Source organism: Paenibacillus xylanexedens (assembly GCF_001908275.1).
In the GTDB taxonomy this organism is placed as follows: domain Bacteria; phylum Bacillota; class Bacilli; order Paenibacillales; family Paenibacillaceae; genus Paenibacillus; species Paenibacillus xylanexedens_A.
This window is the reverse complement of the sequence record NZ_CP018620.1, coordinates 4,243,042-4,258,862: the sequence shown is the minus strand read 5'-3', so window position 1 is coordinate 4,258,862 and position 15,821 is coordinate 4,243,042. Positions and strand designations below refer to the sequence as shown.

13 protein-coding genes and 1 pseudogene are annotated in these 15,821 nt (G+C 44.7%); 4 read left to right on the top strand and 10 right to left on the bottom strand.

The genetic code is table 11. From position 1 onward, the window contains the following. Positions 1 to 3 precede the first annotated feature (3 nt). The 3 genes from BS614_RS18880 to BS614_RS18870 form a co-directional block, all read right to left on the bottom strand. On the bottom strand, positions 4 to 1,017 hold the full coding sequence (locus BS614_RS18880) for a cytochrome d ubiquinol oxidase subunit II (protein WP_210436940.1): 1,014 nt from the start codon (positions 1,015 to 1,017) through the stop codon (positions 4 to 6). After that, positions 1,017 to 2,381 (bottom strand): cytochrome ubiquinol oxidase subunit I, encoded by a 1,365-nt coding sequence (locus BS614_RS18875; RefSeq protein ID WP_074095104.1) that lies wholly within the window; start codon positions 2,379 to 2,381, stop codon positions 1,017 to 1,019. Before BS614_RS18875 ends, BS614_RS18880 begins: the two co-directional genes overlap by 1 nt. 394 nt (positions 2,382 to 2,775) lie before the next feature. Next, positions 2,776 to 4,167 (bottom strand): MFS transporter, encoded by a 1,392-nt coding sequence (locus BS614_RS18870; RefSeq protein ID WP_074095103.1) that lies wholly within the window; start codon positions 4,165 to 4,167, stop codon positions 2,776 to 2,778. 109 nt (positions 4,168 to 4,276) lie between these two features. Between BS614_RS18870 and BS614_RS18865 the strand changes: the two genes are divergently transcribed. Then, the gene (locus BS614_RS18865; protein ID WP_074096902.1) at positions 4,277 to 5,152 is read left to right on the top strand and encodes a LysR family transcriptional regulator; all 876 of its coding nucleotides are present in this window, start codon (positions 4,277 to 4,279) and stop codon (positions 5,150 to 5,152) included. 26 nt (positions 5,153 to 5,178) lie between these two features. Next, positions 5,179 to 5,349: pseudogene (locus BS614_RS32170) on the top strand (GNAT family N-acetyltransferase); the annotation flags it as partial. An 89-nt stretch (positions 5,350 to 5,438) separates the two neighbouring features. Here BS614_RS32170 and BS614_RS18855 read toward each other — a convergent pair. The 4 genes from BS614_RS18855 to BS614_RS18840 form a co-directional block, all read right to left on the bottom strand. Next, complete coding sequence (locus BS614_RS18855; protein WP_074095102.1) at positions 5,439 to 6,413, bottom strand: hypothetical protein; 975 nt, start codon at positions 6,411 to 6,413, stop codon at positions 5,439 to 5,441. Next, on the bottom strand, positions 6,413 to 6,904 hold the full coding sequence (locus BS614_RS18850; protein ID WP_036615805.1) for an RNA polymerase sigma factor: 492 nt from the start codon (positions 6,902 to 6,904) through the stop codon (positions 6,413 to 6,415). Before BS614_RS18850 ends, BS614_RS18855 begins: the two co-directional genes overlap by 1 nt. A 185-nt stretch (positions 6,905 to 7,089) precedes the next feature. Then, the gene (locus BS614_RS18845; RefSeq protein WP_074095101.1) at positions 7,090 to 8,673 is read right to left on the bottom strand and encodes a histidine-type phosphatase; all 1,584 of its coding nucleotides are present in this window, start codon (positions 8,671 to 8,673) and stop codon (positions 7,090 to 7,092) included. A 240-nt stretch (positions 8,674 to 8,913) separates the two neighbouring features. Then, positions 8,914 to 9,333 carry a DUF3237 domain-containing protein gene (locus BS614_RS18840; protein WP_127548556.1) on the bottom strand — a complete coding sequence of 140 codons (420 nt, stop codon included), beginning with the start codon at positions 9,331 to 9,333 and terminating at the stop codon, positions 8,914 to 8,916. 151 nt (positions 9,334 to 9,484) lie between these two features. On the opposite strand from BS614_RS18840, the gene BS614_RS18835 reads away from it, so the two are divergent. Both BS614_RS18835 and BS614_RS18830 read left to right on the top strand, forming a co-directional pair. After that, on the top strand, positions 9,485 to 10,687 hold the full coding sequence (locus BS614_RS18835) for an MFS transporter (RefSeq protein WP_074095099.1): 1,203 nt from the start codon (positions 9,485 to 9,487) through the stop codon (positions 10,685 to 10,687). After that, a complete protein-coding gene (locus tag BS614_RS18830) occupies positions 10,680 to 11,324 on the top strand; it encodes a TetR/AcrR family transcriptional regulator (RefSeq protein ID WP_036615814.1) in 645 nt (214 codons plus the stop codon). Before BS614_RS18835 ends, BS614_RS18830 begins: the two co-directional genes overlap by 8 nt. 91 nt (positions 11,325 to 11,415) lie before the next feature. Here BS614_RS18830 and BS614_RS18825 read toward each other — a convergent pair whose 3' ends face one another. From BS614_RS18825 to BS614_RS18815, 3 genes are all read right to left on the bottom strand, one after another. After that, complete coding sequence (locus BS614_RS18825) at positions 11,416 to 13,677, bottom strand: glycoside hydrolase family 3 N-terminal domain-containing protein (RefSeq protein WP_074095098.1); 2,262 nt, start codon at positions 13,675 to 13,677, stop codon at positions 11,416 to 11,418. A 97-nt stretch (positions 13,678 to 13,774) separates the two neighbouring features. After that, complete coding sequence (locus BS614_RS18820; protein WP_036615816.1) at positions 13,775 to 14,695, bottom strand: carbohydrate ABC transporter permease; 921 nt, start codon at positions 14,693 to 14,695, stop codon at positions 13,775 to 13,777. Between the two features lie 15 nt (positions 14,696 to 14,710). Beyond that, a complete protein-coding gene (locus tag BS614_RS18815) occupies positions 14,711 to 15,652 on the bottom strand; it encodes an ABC transporter permease (protein ID WP_074096901.1) in 942 nt (313 codons plus the stop codon). Positions 15,653 to 15,821: the final 169 nt, after the last annotated feature.

Genomic DNA, 15,821 nt, shown 5'->3' with positions numbered 1-15,821 from the left:
CCTTTATTTTTTCCCTTTCACATAATCCGCATCAAACAGGAACAGTTTGAAGACCAGAATCAGAGAAGGAACTAACAGACACAGACCACCGATAAACACTACGACGAGTGCAAAGCCCATTGCAGGTGATGTGGCGCTGCTCTGAATGGTGATGTATGGATCGAGAATGTAAGGATATTGCCCAATCCCGTAAGCGAAAAAGGCTGTGAGAAATTGCAGCATGATGCATATAAAAGCTAATCCGTAACGTCGTCCGTTATATAACAGCCACATGGCAATCATGAAAAACGCAACGGAAAGCGCCAGCAGCCACCATAAATCCATCATATTTTGAAAATGACGCTCATTGTGTTGACCCAAATATATAAATGCAGTCAGCGCGAGAATAATGGTCGGTGTGCTCCAGAAAAAAGCATAGTTCCGCATCAGCTTCAATGCCGAATGGTCCTCTGCGCGAGAAGCGTAAAATGTGAGAAATGACCCACTAATGAACAATACGGACACGATCGCCAGTCCAACGATGCTCCACGATAATGGATTCGTAAATAGTGCCCAGTAATCCAGGGAAACGGTATCTCCCTGCTTCAAAATAAAGCCACCTTCAGACAGGGTCAGTGCCACTGACAATGACGCTGGAATAAGCAACCCTGTAGCTCCATATAAGAACAAATACACGATACTTTTTTTGGAACCATAATTTTCGAAAGCATAGAACGACCCACGAATGGCAAGTAAAATGACGGCAATACTTCCTGGAACAAGCAGCGCGGAGCCATAATAATAGGCCGTGTCCGGGAAAAATCCAACGATGCCAATATAGAAAAAGACAAAGAATACATTGGTGATCTCCCAGACCGGTGATAGATAACGGGAGATCAGACGATTAATCAGATGATCCTGCTTTGTCAGGCGTGCATAAAAGGCAAAGAAACCTGCTCCAAAATCAATGGAAGCTACAATAAGATAGCCGTACAAGAACAGCCAGAGTACCGAAATACCAATTAATTCATAACTCATCAGGCCTGATCCCCTTTCTTGGCTGATTGATCATGCTGCTCCTTCAACCATTTCTCCATCTCGAGTTCAGCAGGATTGTTATTGAACAACCGTCTCAGTACGACGACACACATAACGCCTAGCAGGATGTAGAGAAGCAAGAAGACGAAAAATAAAATTCTCACACTCGGTGAAGAAGTAGCGGCCTCTTCTACCCGCATATAACCTCGGATGATCCATGGTTGCCGCCCGATCTCTGCATAGAACCAACCCATCTCAACGGCCAGAAAAGCAAGCGGTGCACTCAGTGCAACCATACGTAGCATCCACTTGTTAAACTGATTACGTTTCTTCCAGAATACAAACAGGAAGTACAGACTTGATATAGCAAGCAGAGCGAATCCAATACCAGCCATTAGATCAAACAAATAATGCACAAGTAAGGGCGGGTGTTCATCTGGTGGAAATTCGTTCAGCCCGGTTACCTCGGCGTTAAAGTCTCCAAAGGCAAGGAAACTGAGCAGTTTCGGCAAATGAAGAGCGCCTATAATTTCATGTTCTGCATTCAGCCATCCCAAAAAAATCAAATCCGCTCCGCTTTCCGTCTCGAAATGCCACTCGGCAGCTGCGAGCTTCTCCGGCTGATGCTCAGCCAAAAACTTGGCAGACACATCTCCAGCTAAAGAATTTAACAAACTGAATACCAGCACAACGGCCATCATGAGATTCAAGCCTTTTTTGTGGTAGGCCGACACTCCTTTTCTCAGCATCGCAAAGGCTGCTATTCCTGCTAACAGAGCAGCTCCTGTCAGATAAGCCGAGCTTAATACATGGAACACTTTGGAGAACGTCGCTGTATTCAGCATCGCTTGCACGGGGTTCACTGCCATGAATTGACCTGCTTCCATGACAAAACCTTCAGGCTGGTTCATGAATCCGTTCACTGTTGTAATAAAAACAGCAGACATGCCTGCCCCGGCGACAATCGGAATAGTCAGCAACCAGTGGATATACGGATTTTTGAACCGATCCCACGTGTACAGATAAATGCCCAGGAATATTGCTTCAAAAAAGAATGCAAATACTTCCATAAATAGTGGCAGTGCAATGACATTCCCGGCCAGTTTCATAAAATTCGGCCATACCAAGGCCAACTGTAGTGAGATCGCTGTGCCTGTCACGACACCAACCGCTACAGAAATGACAAACCCTCTGGACCACCTCTTTGCCATAAGTATGTAATGGTGATCCTTCTTCCGAATGCCGATGAACTCTGCAATAGCAATCATCAAAGGTACGCCGACACCAAGCGTTGCAAAAATCACGTGGAACCCGAGCGTCAAACCAGTCACTAGCCTGCTCCATAAAACCGTATCAATAGCCATTCTTTGTGTTGCCTCCTTTCAAACTCTGTTCAATTTAGAAACATTCAATATCCGATTTGGCCAAGCTCAATGCAGAGTTGCGAAAAATTTCACAAAGTTAGGTATGACGATATCTTGCCACACCTATAATGCGTTTACTCCTGTAGGCCTCCGATAATAACAATCATTGGATGCCTATTAAAATCTGATATTGATGCACTTAAAGTACTAACGAAACCTATTAATCAAAATTATTATATCTTTATTTTTACCTAATTCAATCAAAGACACGTCTTCTACCCTAAACGTTCAAGAAAGGATCAACTCTTTCTGACAACTTGGTGAAAATCAAAAAATACACCCAATGGAGCTATTGATTCATTGGGTGTAAACGTGTTATTGCACGGAAGATTTTCTATTTTACTTTCTCCGGACTCACCGCACCTGCCTCGCGACGTACGCTCATGATGATCAGTGATGCAGCTAATACCGTAAGGATGATTCCAAGCATCTGAAATCCTGTCACATTGAATGTATCCCCCATAACAATTCCAATCAATAACGACGATAAAATGGTCCCCAGGTAGCGTGATGTATTAAAAATACCCGATGCCACTCCAATCATTTCTTTCGGTGTGCTTTTAAACAGTGCTGCTTGCATGCCGACCGCGTTTAGGCCGTTACTTATTCCAAATAAAGCTAAAGCAACAATGATTATGAAGATTGGAGAAGTTTCATTCATAACAACGATTAATATAGAGCCAAATGTCATTAAAGAAGCGGATACGATCAGAGCTGGCCGTGATCCTGATCTGTCAATCCAGCGCCCTGCGATCGGAGCAATAATGACTGAACATAACCCCAAAGCTAGCATGCTCATTCCTGTATGAACTTCGTTGAGATGACGTACCTGCTTCAAATACGTAGGAACTCCAAAAAAAAGTGCGTAAAACAGGATGTTCACCAGCATGTATTGCACATTCACCCAAGTCATCTCCGGATATGAGGCAAACGTTCGCAGAGGGATAAAAGGCGTGGCTGCTTTTAATTCATGTCGGAAGAACATGACGAGTGCGATTAACCCGATCCCCCCTGTCAGCAGATGCCATGTTGAAATATCTCCTGTGGAATTTACTGAAAGTAAACCGATGAGCAGAGTCACCAAAGCTACCGTAAACATCAGGATACCTGGTGTGTCAATTAACGCAAGCCATTGCCGAATGGACATGTGACCAGAGATAGACAGGGATTGCTCGTCCTTCGGGATTGTTTTCCAGGCGAACCAAAAACTCGCCAAGACAAACGGAATATTAACGAAGAATATGCTGTGCCAGTCCCACCAATGAATCAATACTCCACCAATAAAAGGTCCAATTGCAGCCGCTCCAGAAAGGAATATAGCCAAGGTGGACAAGGCGGAGGCTTGTTTTTCAGTCACGTTCATTCTGACAATCGCCATTCCGACGGCCACCATCATACTTGTGCCAAATGATTGAACAATCCGGAATACGATGAGCCACGAAAAACTGGGAGACCACGGAGCTAGCATGGACGATACAAAAACAATAACAAGACCCATGAGGAATATCTTCCTGCGGCCAAACAAATCACTACACTTGCCCATGACGGGTTGAGCGACTGCACTGGAAATGTAAAATGATAAAATAATCCACGAAACGGCTGTAAAATTAAGTTGATACACTTGTTGTAGCCTGGAGATTGCCACCGAAATCATGGAGGAATTCAACGGATTCAACATAATTCCGAGTCCAACAGCTAACATCAATCCTTTATTTCGAACGTTCATTGGTGCACCTCTCTCTCTTCTGCTGTTATCTTACTTGAACGTATTCATTTATTCCAACGCATTATATGTTATGATTTGATGAACTAGAAGGAATGAAGGAATGGTGCAAATGGAGCTTCTTCAACTAAAATATTTCCTGACGGTGGCCCGATGCGAACATGTTACGGAAGCTGCGGGAAAGCTGCATGTCACGCAATCCTCCCTGAGCAAAACGATACAACGATTAGAGGACGACCTTGGAGTCCCTTTATTTGATCGAATCGGGAGAAAGCTGCGACTAAACGACTTTGGAAGAACATTTCTTCAGCGAACTGAAAAAGCCTTATTTGAATTGGAACAAGGAAAACGGGAAATCGCTGACCTCTCCAACCCGGATCAGGGTACACTGCAATTGGCGGTGACTACGGCAAGCACATTGCCCGGCATACTGCGGGAATTCCGGAAAAACAAGCCGAATATTCAGTTCCATGTGCAAATGGTTTCGTTAGAAAACATGTCCAGACTCCTACATCGGGGCGAGGTGGACTTTTGTCTCTCCTCCCCTCCGATTCAAGGTGACGATATCGAATGTCAGATACTATATGACGACCCGATTGTAGTCGCTGTTCCTATGGCTCATCGATATGCAGACCGAAGCAGCATTCAATTAACCGAGCTTAAGGACGAGTGGTTTGTTGGGGTGAAGCAAGGGTATGGGGTTCGGGATATGGTGGATTCCGTATGTCAATCCGCTGGTTTCCTACCAAAGTATGTGTATGAAGGTGATGAGCCTGCAAGATTAACAGCCCTTGTGGAGGCGGAGATCGGTCTCGCGTTTATACCTAGCACAGCCAGAAACCCGCATGAGCGCATTAGATATCTTCAGGTAGAGGAACACCAGCTCGTTCGGGAAATCGCTCTACTTTCGCATAAAAACAGGTATATTTCCAAAGCCGCTTTAGAGTTTCGCAGTGTGGTTATGGACTATTTCAGTGCTATGCCATGAGCATAAATTCAATCCAAAGGAGTCCATTCGAACATCTGAAGTTCCACCGTATAGAAGCTCATATTAATGTGGATAATACCCCTTCAGTAAAGTTAGCTGAAAGCGTGGGTATGGAATTTGAATGTGTACGTAAAGGTTTCATACATGAAAATGATGAGTGGACCGATCATTTGGTTTATTACAAGAATTCTAATTAAATCTAATCCGACCGATAATCAAAAAAGCGAACAAAGCACTTGCGTGCCCTGTTCGCTCTTCTTCATGCATCCAGATTGCTGTCTTCGCCTTACTCGCCCAAGCTGTTCCAGAATGATTGGAACGCACCTTTCTCCACTTCCAGGAATGCCGGAACATTACCATAACGAACCAGAGCTTCTTCACCAAACAGAACCAGTGGGACCTGCGTTTTGTCTTCCAGCGTGAGATAGATGATCTTGCGATCTTCCTTGCCGTAGAGGTTCTCTTCCAGCTCCGGGCTCGTTGCGATCGGTTTGGCAGCATTTAGCGATGAGATAAAGCTGTCCAGTGCTTCATCCGCTGCTAACGGTTGAAGCTGCTGCAATCCATTGTTCCAGCTATTAAACGTCTCCCATTGCGCCGAGGCGATGTTGCCTTCGAGATGAAGCTTGCCGATCAGGTCGGCACCAGTACCAATAGTGATCCCGTTGTTCTTGTCGAATAACTGAGCATACACCTGACCATCGATCTCGGTGTAAGACATGATGCGGAAATCCTTGTCGTAGCCATTAACAGCATAGATGTCAGCTTCGCCAATGTTGGAAGCAAGCTCCGTATATTTATCTTGGCCGCTCAGCTCATCAATGCCGCCAGTGGTGGTACCCAGTTTATCCCCCCGCAGGTTGAGTGCATTTGCGCCTTCAAGCAATGTTGGGGACTGTGTATATACGCCTCCTCCATATACAACCAGTTGCATCATATCAGCCATCGCGCCTTTGCCCTGTGAACTCGGCAACTCCATCTTCGGAATCACGATCGGATCAAACGATGCGCCTGGAGTCACCGCTGCCACCTGTGGTGTTGGTGCGGCTGGTCCATTGAATTGTTGCCATACACTTGGCGCAGCCAATCCAATGCTGGCAGCGATAACAACACTTGCTGCAATGTATAGTGGTTTACGTTGACGTTTTGGTCCCTGATGTTGCGTGTTTAAGGATTGCTCTACCCGTTTTTTCATTTGCTCGTTTGTTTTCATATGATCCACCGCTTTCTTGTAGTTTTGTTTGAATTGTTCTTCGTTCATTACAGTTCCTCTCCTTCCAGCTCCAGTTTTAACAGCTGTCTTCCTCGTTTCAATCTCATTTTCACTGCTGATTCGCTAATCTCTAGGATCTCGCTGATTTCTCGGATCGGATAATCTTCGTAATAATACAGATGAACCACCGATCTATACTTGACGGGCAGTGACAGTACAAGTTCGATCAGCGCGTGATCTTCAGGGTTGTCTGTTGTAAGAGGATCGACTCCCTCCAACTTGACCTCCCGTTTGCGCCAGCCTCTGCCTAATAAGGATTTGCAATGATTGGTGATGACCCGAATCAACCATGCTTTTTGATGCTCCGCATCGTTGAACGTAGGGGCTTTTTCTATTAGTTTGATGAAGGTATCCTGAGTGGCTTCCTCCGCGTCTTCTCGTCTGCCGAGGTGCACCATGGCAATCCGGAACAGAGTATCCGCGTATGTCTCATAGACTTTCATCACATGATCGCCCAGCTGGGGCACTGATCGCTGCATGGTTGGTATGCCCTCCTTTATACCTCTAACACTCTTACGGACGGCATTTGGTCACATTTTGTTTTAGGATTTTTTTACTGGTCCATTTCATTCAAAATGCAAAAAAAGAAAGCAGCTCCATGAAAAGGAGTTGCTTTCTTCATCTTCGTCTTTATTTTCATATAAAATGCATATCGTTTCACCGATTAGAATTTCTTCTGTAAAAGCTCGATATTGTCTTCCAAACTGCTGTCCAAGCTTACGCCTACCTTCTGTAGTTTGTTTTGGTAATATGCTTTTACATCTTCCCACTTATAGTATGGATAGGTCTTTGTTTCGATCGGGAAGGCGATCTCTTCTTCATTTCTAAGCATTTTCACGAGAACATCCTTACCATTGGAATACAGAATCCATTGAATATTTGCTCCCATTGGTGAGATAACCGAGCCATTCCAGTTTTGGGTCACGTCCTGCGGTTTGTCGATACTCACATTAGCTCCGGCGATATCCAGGAATGAAGATAGTGGAATGATGGTTTCTGCGTGAGCAAAACGAAATATACCAGCCGTGTCTTTCTGCTGAATGGACTGGTCGGTAGACACGATCAACTCTTTGACCAGAGGTGCAATGATATTTTGCGGCAGATCCGTTGACGTTAAAGATGGACCTTTTTCATAGAAATCATTGATATTGTCAATGCTCTCGTACCACTTTAACTGATTAGCCGTGAAATACCGCCCGAATTCGAAATCACCTTCTCCTTTTATATTCGAAGAAATGATGTAGAGTTCATATAGATTAGAAGCAGCCTCGGTTGGGTTGCTGAGCTTCACTTTTCCCTTCTCATCTTTCAGTTCAAACTCTCCAGCGTTCAGCCGTTGATAGAAGTCATCAGAGAAAAATTGAAGAAGGACCTCTTTTGCATAACGCGTTCCAGTGCTCTGTGTGACATAATCCTCGTATAACTTAACCCAGTCTCCATCTTCTACGTACTCATTATACTTTGTCGCTAGGTCGTAGGGCCGTAGATAGGGGTCTTTCCCTTCTTCAAAAGCTGAAGCCAGAATGTCTACCTTGTTATCTCCCAAGCTTTCCTTTAACCCGTCAATAAACTGATCTCTGCTCTGCGGCGTTCGATCTTTGAAGGTTGCTTGTGCAATCACTTTTTTATCCGATGTAAATAGTTCTTTGAAATTCTGCCCAACCCTGGCCCCTATTCCTTTCAATTCTTCTCCACCCGTAGTGGATAACAATCCATAATGATCTTTTTCAACCTTCATCAGATTGCCAATTTCCTTCTTCAGCTCTTTGCCCAGATTAGTGATCTGCCCGTCCTTTTCAGCGATGTCGAGCAGTTCAAATAACGTCTTGTCGTACTTGGAACTGGATAGATGTCTGGAACCATGTCTCCCTATGTAGTTAATAAATATGGGTTCATATCCACTAGGAGCTTTTGTATAACTTGTTTCCTTAAAAGGATATGGTGTTTTGGTACCGCGGTATCCCTGCTGCTGATCATCCATTTTTTGTCCAACAAACACCGATTGGGTGTTGTTATCCCAGTCTACCTCTTGCCCCAAGGCTTCACCAATTGCTCTTGCAGGTACATAAGTAACCCCATTGTAGAGAAATGATTCGCCTTCCACCCTTTGTCCGTTCACAACCACATTAGCCGATTGTTCAGAAACTTCGATCATGCGTTTGGAGCCTGCGCCATATACGTCAAACACACTTACAGACGTTAAGATGGCGAGTGATGCTACTGAAATCCCGATTTTTTTGATCATCATATTGATTAGTTTTCTCCTTATTCCGCCTGATTTTGGTTTATTTTCCCTCATCATACTATAGGTGAGAAGTGTGTGCGCCGTATCCATCCTATGTTAATTAATTGTAAAAGAATACATATAAATATTGACGTAAAGTCTCATACGACAAAAAGAACCGCTCCTTAGCGACTCTGAATCAGCATAATAGGCTACCTTGCTCCGAGACACATGAACAAAATAGTTATCACATGTCTCGCATTATCATAGCGCCCTATATATTTTTATATCTATCCCTGACTCCGTCGGATGACCTTCTCCAATAAGTGCCTCACGGTTCAAGAAGGATAAGGCTTTGCTGTCTGTAATCATTTTGGGGGAAGTACGAAATAAAGCAGTTTTCAGCGTTTTATCAATATTTCCGTTATTTTCGATATAAATTTTGCAGGAATGGCCTGCGTTGTCGGTTCCTTGGAGCATGTATCTGGCCGATAGCGTATGCGGACCACCATTCTTCCCGATGATCTGCGTATCCACTCCTCCACCCAGCACAATTCCCTCAAAGTACTTTCCGGTTACGCTGCCTGTAAAAGTAATCATGACAACCGAATCATCTTCGCTATTCTGTAAATCAAATGATTCTTCGATGTTCACATGTACCGTAAACAATTCCTCTAATTTCACGTGTTCCCACCTCCGTATGAATTCAATTATAACTCTACTCATTAGACTGCTTCACTAAAAAAAAAGATTTACATATTTCCTTCAAATCATTTAAAATGGTTTACACAATGTAAAGGTTAACAAGTTGTAAATGAAGGGGTTAATGACGTACATGAGTACATTACCAAAATCAGTTCGCTTTCCACTGTTCATTCTGATGTTAAATCTGTTTATTGCTTTATTGGGGCAAGGGATGATCATCCCCATATTGCCGGAGTATTTGAAGCTTTTTCATGCGGGAGGCACAGTAGCAGGATTTTTAGTTGCCGCCTTTGGTGCTGCTCAATTCTTCTTTTCACCTCTCGGGGGACAACTGTCTGATCGATTTGGACGCAAAAAGTTGATCATCGCAGGTATGTTTCTGTCTGTCATTTCAGATATCATATTTGCGCTGTCGACGTCATTACCGTTCCTCTATGTCGCACGGTTTATCGGTGGAATCAGTCTTGGTTTAATGGTTCCTGCCAACCTCGCATACGTCGCCGATATTACAACGCCAGAGACACGTGCAAAAGGTATGGGCTATTTCGGCGCAGCTATGAATTTGGGGATGGTTCTCGGACCTGGTCTGGGCGGTCTCATCGCCGAGATGGGCATTCGCATGCCCTATTTCTTCGCAGCGGGTCTGGGACTGATTGCGGCCCTGATGACGCTGCTATTGCCTGAGACACTTCCCCCCGAGAAAAGAACGGTCTCCATCCGTCTTCAAAAAGGAGATCACTTGGGCAAGAAAATCTGGAGTTCTTTTAAAGTCCCCTATTTCAAATACTTGATTGTGTTGCTTGTCATGACCTTTGGTCTCATGAGTTATGAGACAGTATTCGCGCTTTTCGCAGAGCAAAAATACGGATTCGACGCTGCAACAATCTCCATCATTATTACTTTGGGCGCAATTATCGGTATCGTTGTGCAGATCTGGCTTTTGGATTGGTTCGTACAGAGAATAGGTGAAGTTAAGTTGATCCGTCTCTCCTTAATAATCACACCCATAGCTTTATTGTTAATGTTAATTAAGGTCAACCTTGTGTTTCTGTTGTTCGCTTCTGCGTTATTCTTTGCCTTTAATTCGTTTTTACGACCTTCGGTCAGCACGTTAATATCCAAAAATGCAGGAGATCGGCAAGGTTATGCATCGGGTCTGAATACTACATTTTCCAGTCTCGGCACGGTGATTGGGCCGCTGATCGCAGGACTATTGTTTGACAAAAACATAAACTTCCCGTATATTTTTGGTGCAATTATGCTGCTCGCTTCTCTCGGACTGACCTTGAACGCATTTCGTTCGAAGAAAGGACAATTGTATACAAGTGAATGAAAACTGGCATCAACAATTGGGAAATAAACATCGTGATGATTTGATTGCAGCAGGTAAGGAGCTTTTTTTGAAATATGGATTGCTCCAGGTGAAGATTAAGGATGTATGTACAAAAGCTGAACTTAGTAGAGTGACCTTTTATAAACATTTCCAGTCAATGGATGAACTTCTTCTAGCCATTCAGATGCAACTGATCGAACATTTAACGGATGAAGTTAGCCGTGCTTCAACGAAGGACTTGAACGGCCGGGAACAACTCACGGTTATGTTGAATGCATGGGTTGTTTATGCCGAGAATCATCCAGACTACATCCGGTTTATTCAATTGTTTGATATCAACTATGAGATGTATGATTTTAGCCCTGAATTAAGAGAAGAGTATGATAAGTTCAACCAGAACGGGAAAGAAAATCATTTCCTGATGGACGCTTTATCCCAAGGCGTTGTTGACGGCAGTATTAAGAATCCATCTCCTCCGCTGGATCTGGCTCAGTTTATCTTCACAACGATGATGGGCATGCTCCAGCGCATGGTAACTATTCGTGGTGCTCATGATAATTCATTGGATATGCGGATGACGGAGCAATTTGTGAAGATGCTGCTTCATTTTGTTTGTAGCGAAGAAATACCCGAGTGATGGCATGGTACATGGATCGATAAAACAAAAGTTTGAAATAAAAAACGGATTCCGTATGCTGGAATCCGTTTTTTTCTTCATTAATTAAGCGTTAATCCGTTAGTACGGGTAATTGTCCTCCAGCTTTCAGTTGACCAAGCAATACTTTGATCCCGGCAGACGTATTTGGCTCCTGCTTTCCATACACAGCAATTCCTGAGCGCACGTTCTGCAAATAGATCGTTTCGTAAGGGTTACCGAGAGACAACAGCGTGTATCGCTGATTACTCTTGTTCATCGCATTAATCAAGGTTTGATACTCACTCCAACCGAACTGGCTGGCCACATTGCGGAATTGGTAAGAAGCAAGAATGACATAATTGGCTTTGCCAATCGCCTGAAGTGTTTCATTCATGTTGCCTTGTCCAACAAGTGATATTTCAGTCTTTAACGACAGGTTATTAGCGGCTTGCAACAGTTGTTTCTCAAGCTGTTTCGCCTGTTCCTGCTCGGCTGCGACAATAACAACCCGGTCGCCTTGCTGAATTGGATCAGGAAGCACACCTTCGCGACTGCTGAGTACAGTGACCGCTCGCTCTGCGATTGTCTGCTCCACTGCTCGGTGCGCCTTCGATCCGATGATACCGTTAAGCTGAGTTAGCTTTTGCGCAAGAGTTTGACTGCGTTCAAACAAACCATATTTCGCTTTCATCTCCAAGATTCGTTTCACAGATGCATGTATGGTTTCATCCTTGATCGTTCCATTGTTCACCGCGTTTACCAGCGTTTGATGGGCCGCTACTGATTTTTTTGGCATAAGGATGATATCAACACCTGCAGAAACGGCGCGTTCTACCGATTGATTCTCCCCAAAATGCTCTGCAATTGCATTCATGGTAAAGGCATCCGACACAATGAGACCTTCGTATCCCAACTCTCCGCGAAGCAGTCCTGTCAGTACCTTTTTCGATAAGGTGGCAGGAATCGGCACACGTTCACCGTCCTTGAGGGAAGTAACATGTTCGTTGTCTATGGAAGGGAAAGCAATATGCGCGGTCATAATCATCTCTGCCCCATTTTCAATCGCAGCCCGAAACGGTTTTAATTCTACCGCATCAAGCCGTTCTCGGTTATGGGCAAGCACAGGCATACCAAGATGGGAATCTACCGTTGTATCTCCATGTCCCGGAAAATGCTTAACTGCCGCCATCACCCCTGATTGCTGTAGCCCTTTTATTGTTGCCAGACCAAGCCGTGTTACCAAGTCCGCCTTCGAGCCAAACGACCGTATACCGATGATGGGGTTATCTGGATTGCTGTTGATGTCCAGCACTGGCCCAAAATTAATCTGCAGTCCCAGTGCCTTCAGCTCCTCCCCTGTCAGCTGACCAGCTGCTTCGGCTAGTGTTGCATCTCCAGTTGCGCCAAGCGCCATTTGACCTGGCAGGTTCGTACCGCCTGGTATTCGCTTAATAACGCCTCCTTCTTGGTCGATGCTAAGAAATAGAGGAATGTCACCTGCTTCTCTTTGTATATCATGTGTGAACGTTGTAAGCTGCGTCACGTCTACAATATTTTTGTCAAAAAGAATAAGTCCGCCCAAGTCCTGATCATGGATCGTGCGTTTCAGCCCCTCATTAACGGTCGTTGTCGCTTTACCATTCCATTCCCTAATGTCGGGCATAAGCATCTGACCAACTTGCTCGCTTACCGTCATATAGGATATCAGTTTGTCCCAATCTTGTGTCCGAATGGCCGCTTCACGTTCGAAGCGAATTACTCTCGCCATAAATACGGCATATTCAGCACGCGTGACAGCTTGATTCGGACGGAAGGTGGCATCTGAATAACCGCCGACCAAGCCGTTTGAACTCATAATAAGAATGGGTGCTGCTGCCCAATGCCTGTCCGTATCTGTCCATGCTGCGGGCTTCTTACCTTCCGCGAGTGAATATGCCCGTGTAAGGAAGGCCGCAGTCTCTGCGCGGCTAAGTGGTGCGTCCGGACGGAAAGTTCCGTTAGGAAAACCACTTGCAAGACCATTTTTAGCAGCTATCATGATTTCTCGATGGAAGGGGTGTGTAGTTGGAACATCCGAATAGGTTGTACCTTCCACTGCTCTTTGAAGCTGATCTGGATAAAGCTCGCGCACCATAAAAGTGACGGCTTGTGCCCTTGTCACAAGTGCCTCTGGCTTGAAGATCCCATTGCCGTATCCGGCTACTGTTCCCCGTTTCGCCATATACGTGATGCCATCCTCTGCCCACTTGGAATACTTTAGATCAACAAACGTTTCTTCCGCAGCTGCCGTTCCCACCCCTATAAGCATAGAGCCAACAACGGCACCAATAATCGTCATCCATTTTACATGCATTTGTTTCACTCCTGTTGTTATTCTATGGATGAATAGACGCTAATGCGGTATAGTTTGTTGCGTTTTCACAGATTCAATGAAGTTATACAGTTCATCACTACCCCTTCACGCCGCCAATCGTCATGCCCTGTACAAAGTATTTCTGTAAGAACGGATACACCATCAGAATAGGAACACTTGCAATAATGGTCATGGTCGCTCGAATCGAGGTTGGTGTGACCGCCGTTGCATTGCTCTCAGCAGACTGATAAGCATCACTTGCTGATGAAGTCGCTGAGGTCGTCGAAGTTTGCAGAATCTTCATCAATTCGTATTGCAATGTGCTTAATTCTTTATTGGAAGAGTTGTACAGGAATACATCGAACCAGGAATTCCATTGTCCCACAGCTACAAAGAGTGATACGGTTGCCATTGCGGGAATCGTTAGCGGCAGGACAACGCGGATAAATGTCGTGAACTCCCCTGCCCCGTCAATACGTGCTGACTCCAGAATGCCTTCAGGAAGACCTTCAATAAATGAACGGATGACAATCATATTGAAGACACCGATTACACCCGGAATGATATATACCCAGAAGGAACCAATCAATCCAAGGTCTCGAATCAGCAGATAACCGGGGATCAACCCCCCGCTGAAATACATGGTGAATACAAAAAACATCGTAACAAACTTGCGTAGCACAAACTCCTGACGACTAACCGTATACGCGAGCATGGCTGTACAGAAGACGGACACCACGGTTCCAATGATCGTACGCAGCGCCGAGATCAGAGTTGCGTGATAAATATCGGATTCGCCAAAAATGTATTTGTAGTTGTCCAGTGTCCATACACGAGGCCATAGATATATTCCACCCCGAATGGCATCGTTTGCATTATTGAAAGATACGGCAATCATATTAACAAAGGGATAGATCGTCACAATCATCAGACATACCATGAAGATGATGTTAAAAGTGTCAAACGCTCGATCCCCGGTGCTGCTATTCCGCAAGCGGGATGTGTTTCCTTTACGCATGGCATAGGCCTCCTTTTAGAATAGTCTGCTCTCTCCCATTTTTTTCGCTATATAGTTCGCTGAGAAAAGGAAGATGAAGCTGACCACCGTTTTGAATATGCCAGCTGCTGTACCTAAGGAAAAGTTCCCCATCCCTAATCCATATTTCAGTACAAAGATGTCCAGATTCTCCGAATAGTCCATATTCATCCCGTTACCCAGCAGATATTGCGGTTCGAATCCGGATTCAAGAATACTTCCCATGTTCATGATCAACAAGATCACAATAACCGGTTTCAAGCCAGGCAGGGTGATATATAACATCCGTTTGAAGCGACTGGCTCCATCAATCTCGGCAGCCTCATATTGCGCCGGATCAATTGCCGTAATTGCTGCCAGATAGATAATGGTGTTCCAACCGACATCTTTCCAGACCTCAGTTGCCCCCAGAATACCCCAGAAGTATTCTCCTTTCCCCATCCATAGTACCGGACTGTCAATCAGGTGAAGCTTCATCAGCAGCAGATTGATAATTCCGTCTGGTGACAGGACTGTTAATACAATGCTGGAAGCAACAACCCACGAGATAAAGTGAGGCAGATAACTGACGGTTTGCACAAAACGTTTAAATATGACATTTTTCAGCTCATTCAACAAGAGAGCCAGCGTAATTGCTGTCACAAATCCCAACACCAGTTTAATGGAACTCATAACGAGTGTATTTCGCAGCACCCGGTAGAAGGTATTGTCTTCAAATAACGTACTATAATGTTGCCAACCTACCCATTGCTGATCCGAGAAGGACCTTGCCGGTTTGAAATTCTGAAAAGCCATGGTCCATCCCCATAACGGCAGGTACTTGAAGATAAAAGCCCAGATGACAAAAGGAATACACATCCAGGCAAGCGTTCGTTGCTGCACAAGTCGCTTAAAGAACGAGTGTGCTCTGGTTCCCTTCGGACTCGAGGCTGGAGGCATCGAGTTAAGGGATACATTAGGTTTCTCCACGGTGAACCTGCTCCTTTCCTGTGCTGTTATTCATGCGAGGAGAAAGCCGGAGTTTATGCTCTGTCATCTTCTCCTGCGCATGTAACAGTTTGTTTTAAAGTGTTTGTTCAAAAGTCCGCTTTTGAACACGCACTTAAAG

What these genes read in the sequence shown, in the direction of transcription:
- BS614_RS18880 (WP_210436940.1), bottom strand. Translation starts at nt 1,017, where the DNA reads ATGAGTTATGAATTAATTGGTATTTCGGTACTCTGGCTGTTCTTGTAC.
- BS614_RS18875 (WP_074095104.1), bottom strand. Translation starts at nt 2,381, where the DNA reads ATGGCTATTGATACGGTTTTATGGAGCAGGCTAGTGACTGGTTTGACG.
- BS614_RS18870 (WP_074095103.1), bottom strand. Translation starts at nt 4,167, where the DNA reads ATGAACGTTCGAAATAAAGGATTGATGTTAGCTGTTGGACTCGGAATT.
- BS614_RS18865 (WP_074096902.1), top strand. Translation starts at nt 4,277, where the DNA reads ATGGAGCTTCTTCAACTAAAATATTTCCTGACGGTGGCCCGATGCGAA.
- BS614_RS18855 (WP_074095102.1), bottom strand. Translation starts at nt 6,413, where the DNA reads ATGAACGAAGAACAATTCAAACAAAACTACAAGAAAGCGGTGGATCAT.
- BS614_RS18850 (WP_036615805.1), bottom strand. Translation starts at nt 6,904, where the DNA reads ATGCAGCGATCAGTGCCCCAGCTGGGCGATCATGTGATGAAAGTCTAT.
- BS614_RS18845 (WP_074095101.1), bottom strand. Translation starts at nt 8,673, where the DNA reads ATGATGATCAAAAAAATCGGGATTTCAGTAGCATCACTCGCCATCTTA.
- BS614_RS18835 (WP_074095099.1), top strand. Translation starts at nt 9,485, where the DNA reads ATGAGTACATTACCAAAATCAGTTCGCTTTCCACTGTTCATTCTGATG.
- BS614_RS18825 (WP_074095098.1), bottom strand. Translation starts at nt 13,677, where the DNA reads ATGCATGTAAAATGGATGACGATTATTGGTGCCGTTGTTGGCTCTATG.
- BS614_RS18820 (WP_036615816.1), bottom strand. Translation starts at nt 14,695, where the DNA reads ATGCGTAAAGGAAACACATCCCGCTTGCGGAATAGCAGCACCGGGGAT.
- BS614_RS18815 (WP_074096901.1), bottom strand. Translation starts at nt 15,652, where the DNA reads ATGCCTCCAGCCTCGAGTCCGAAGGGAACCAGAGCACACTCGTTCTTT.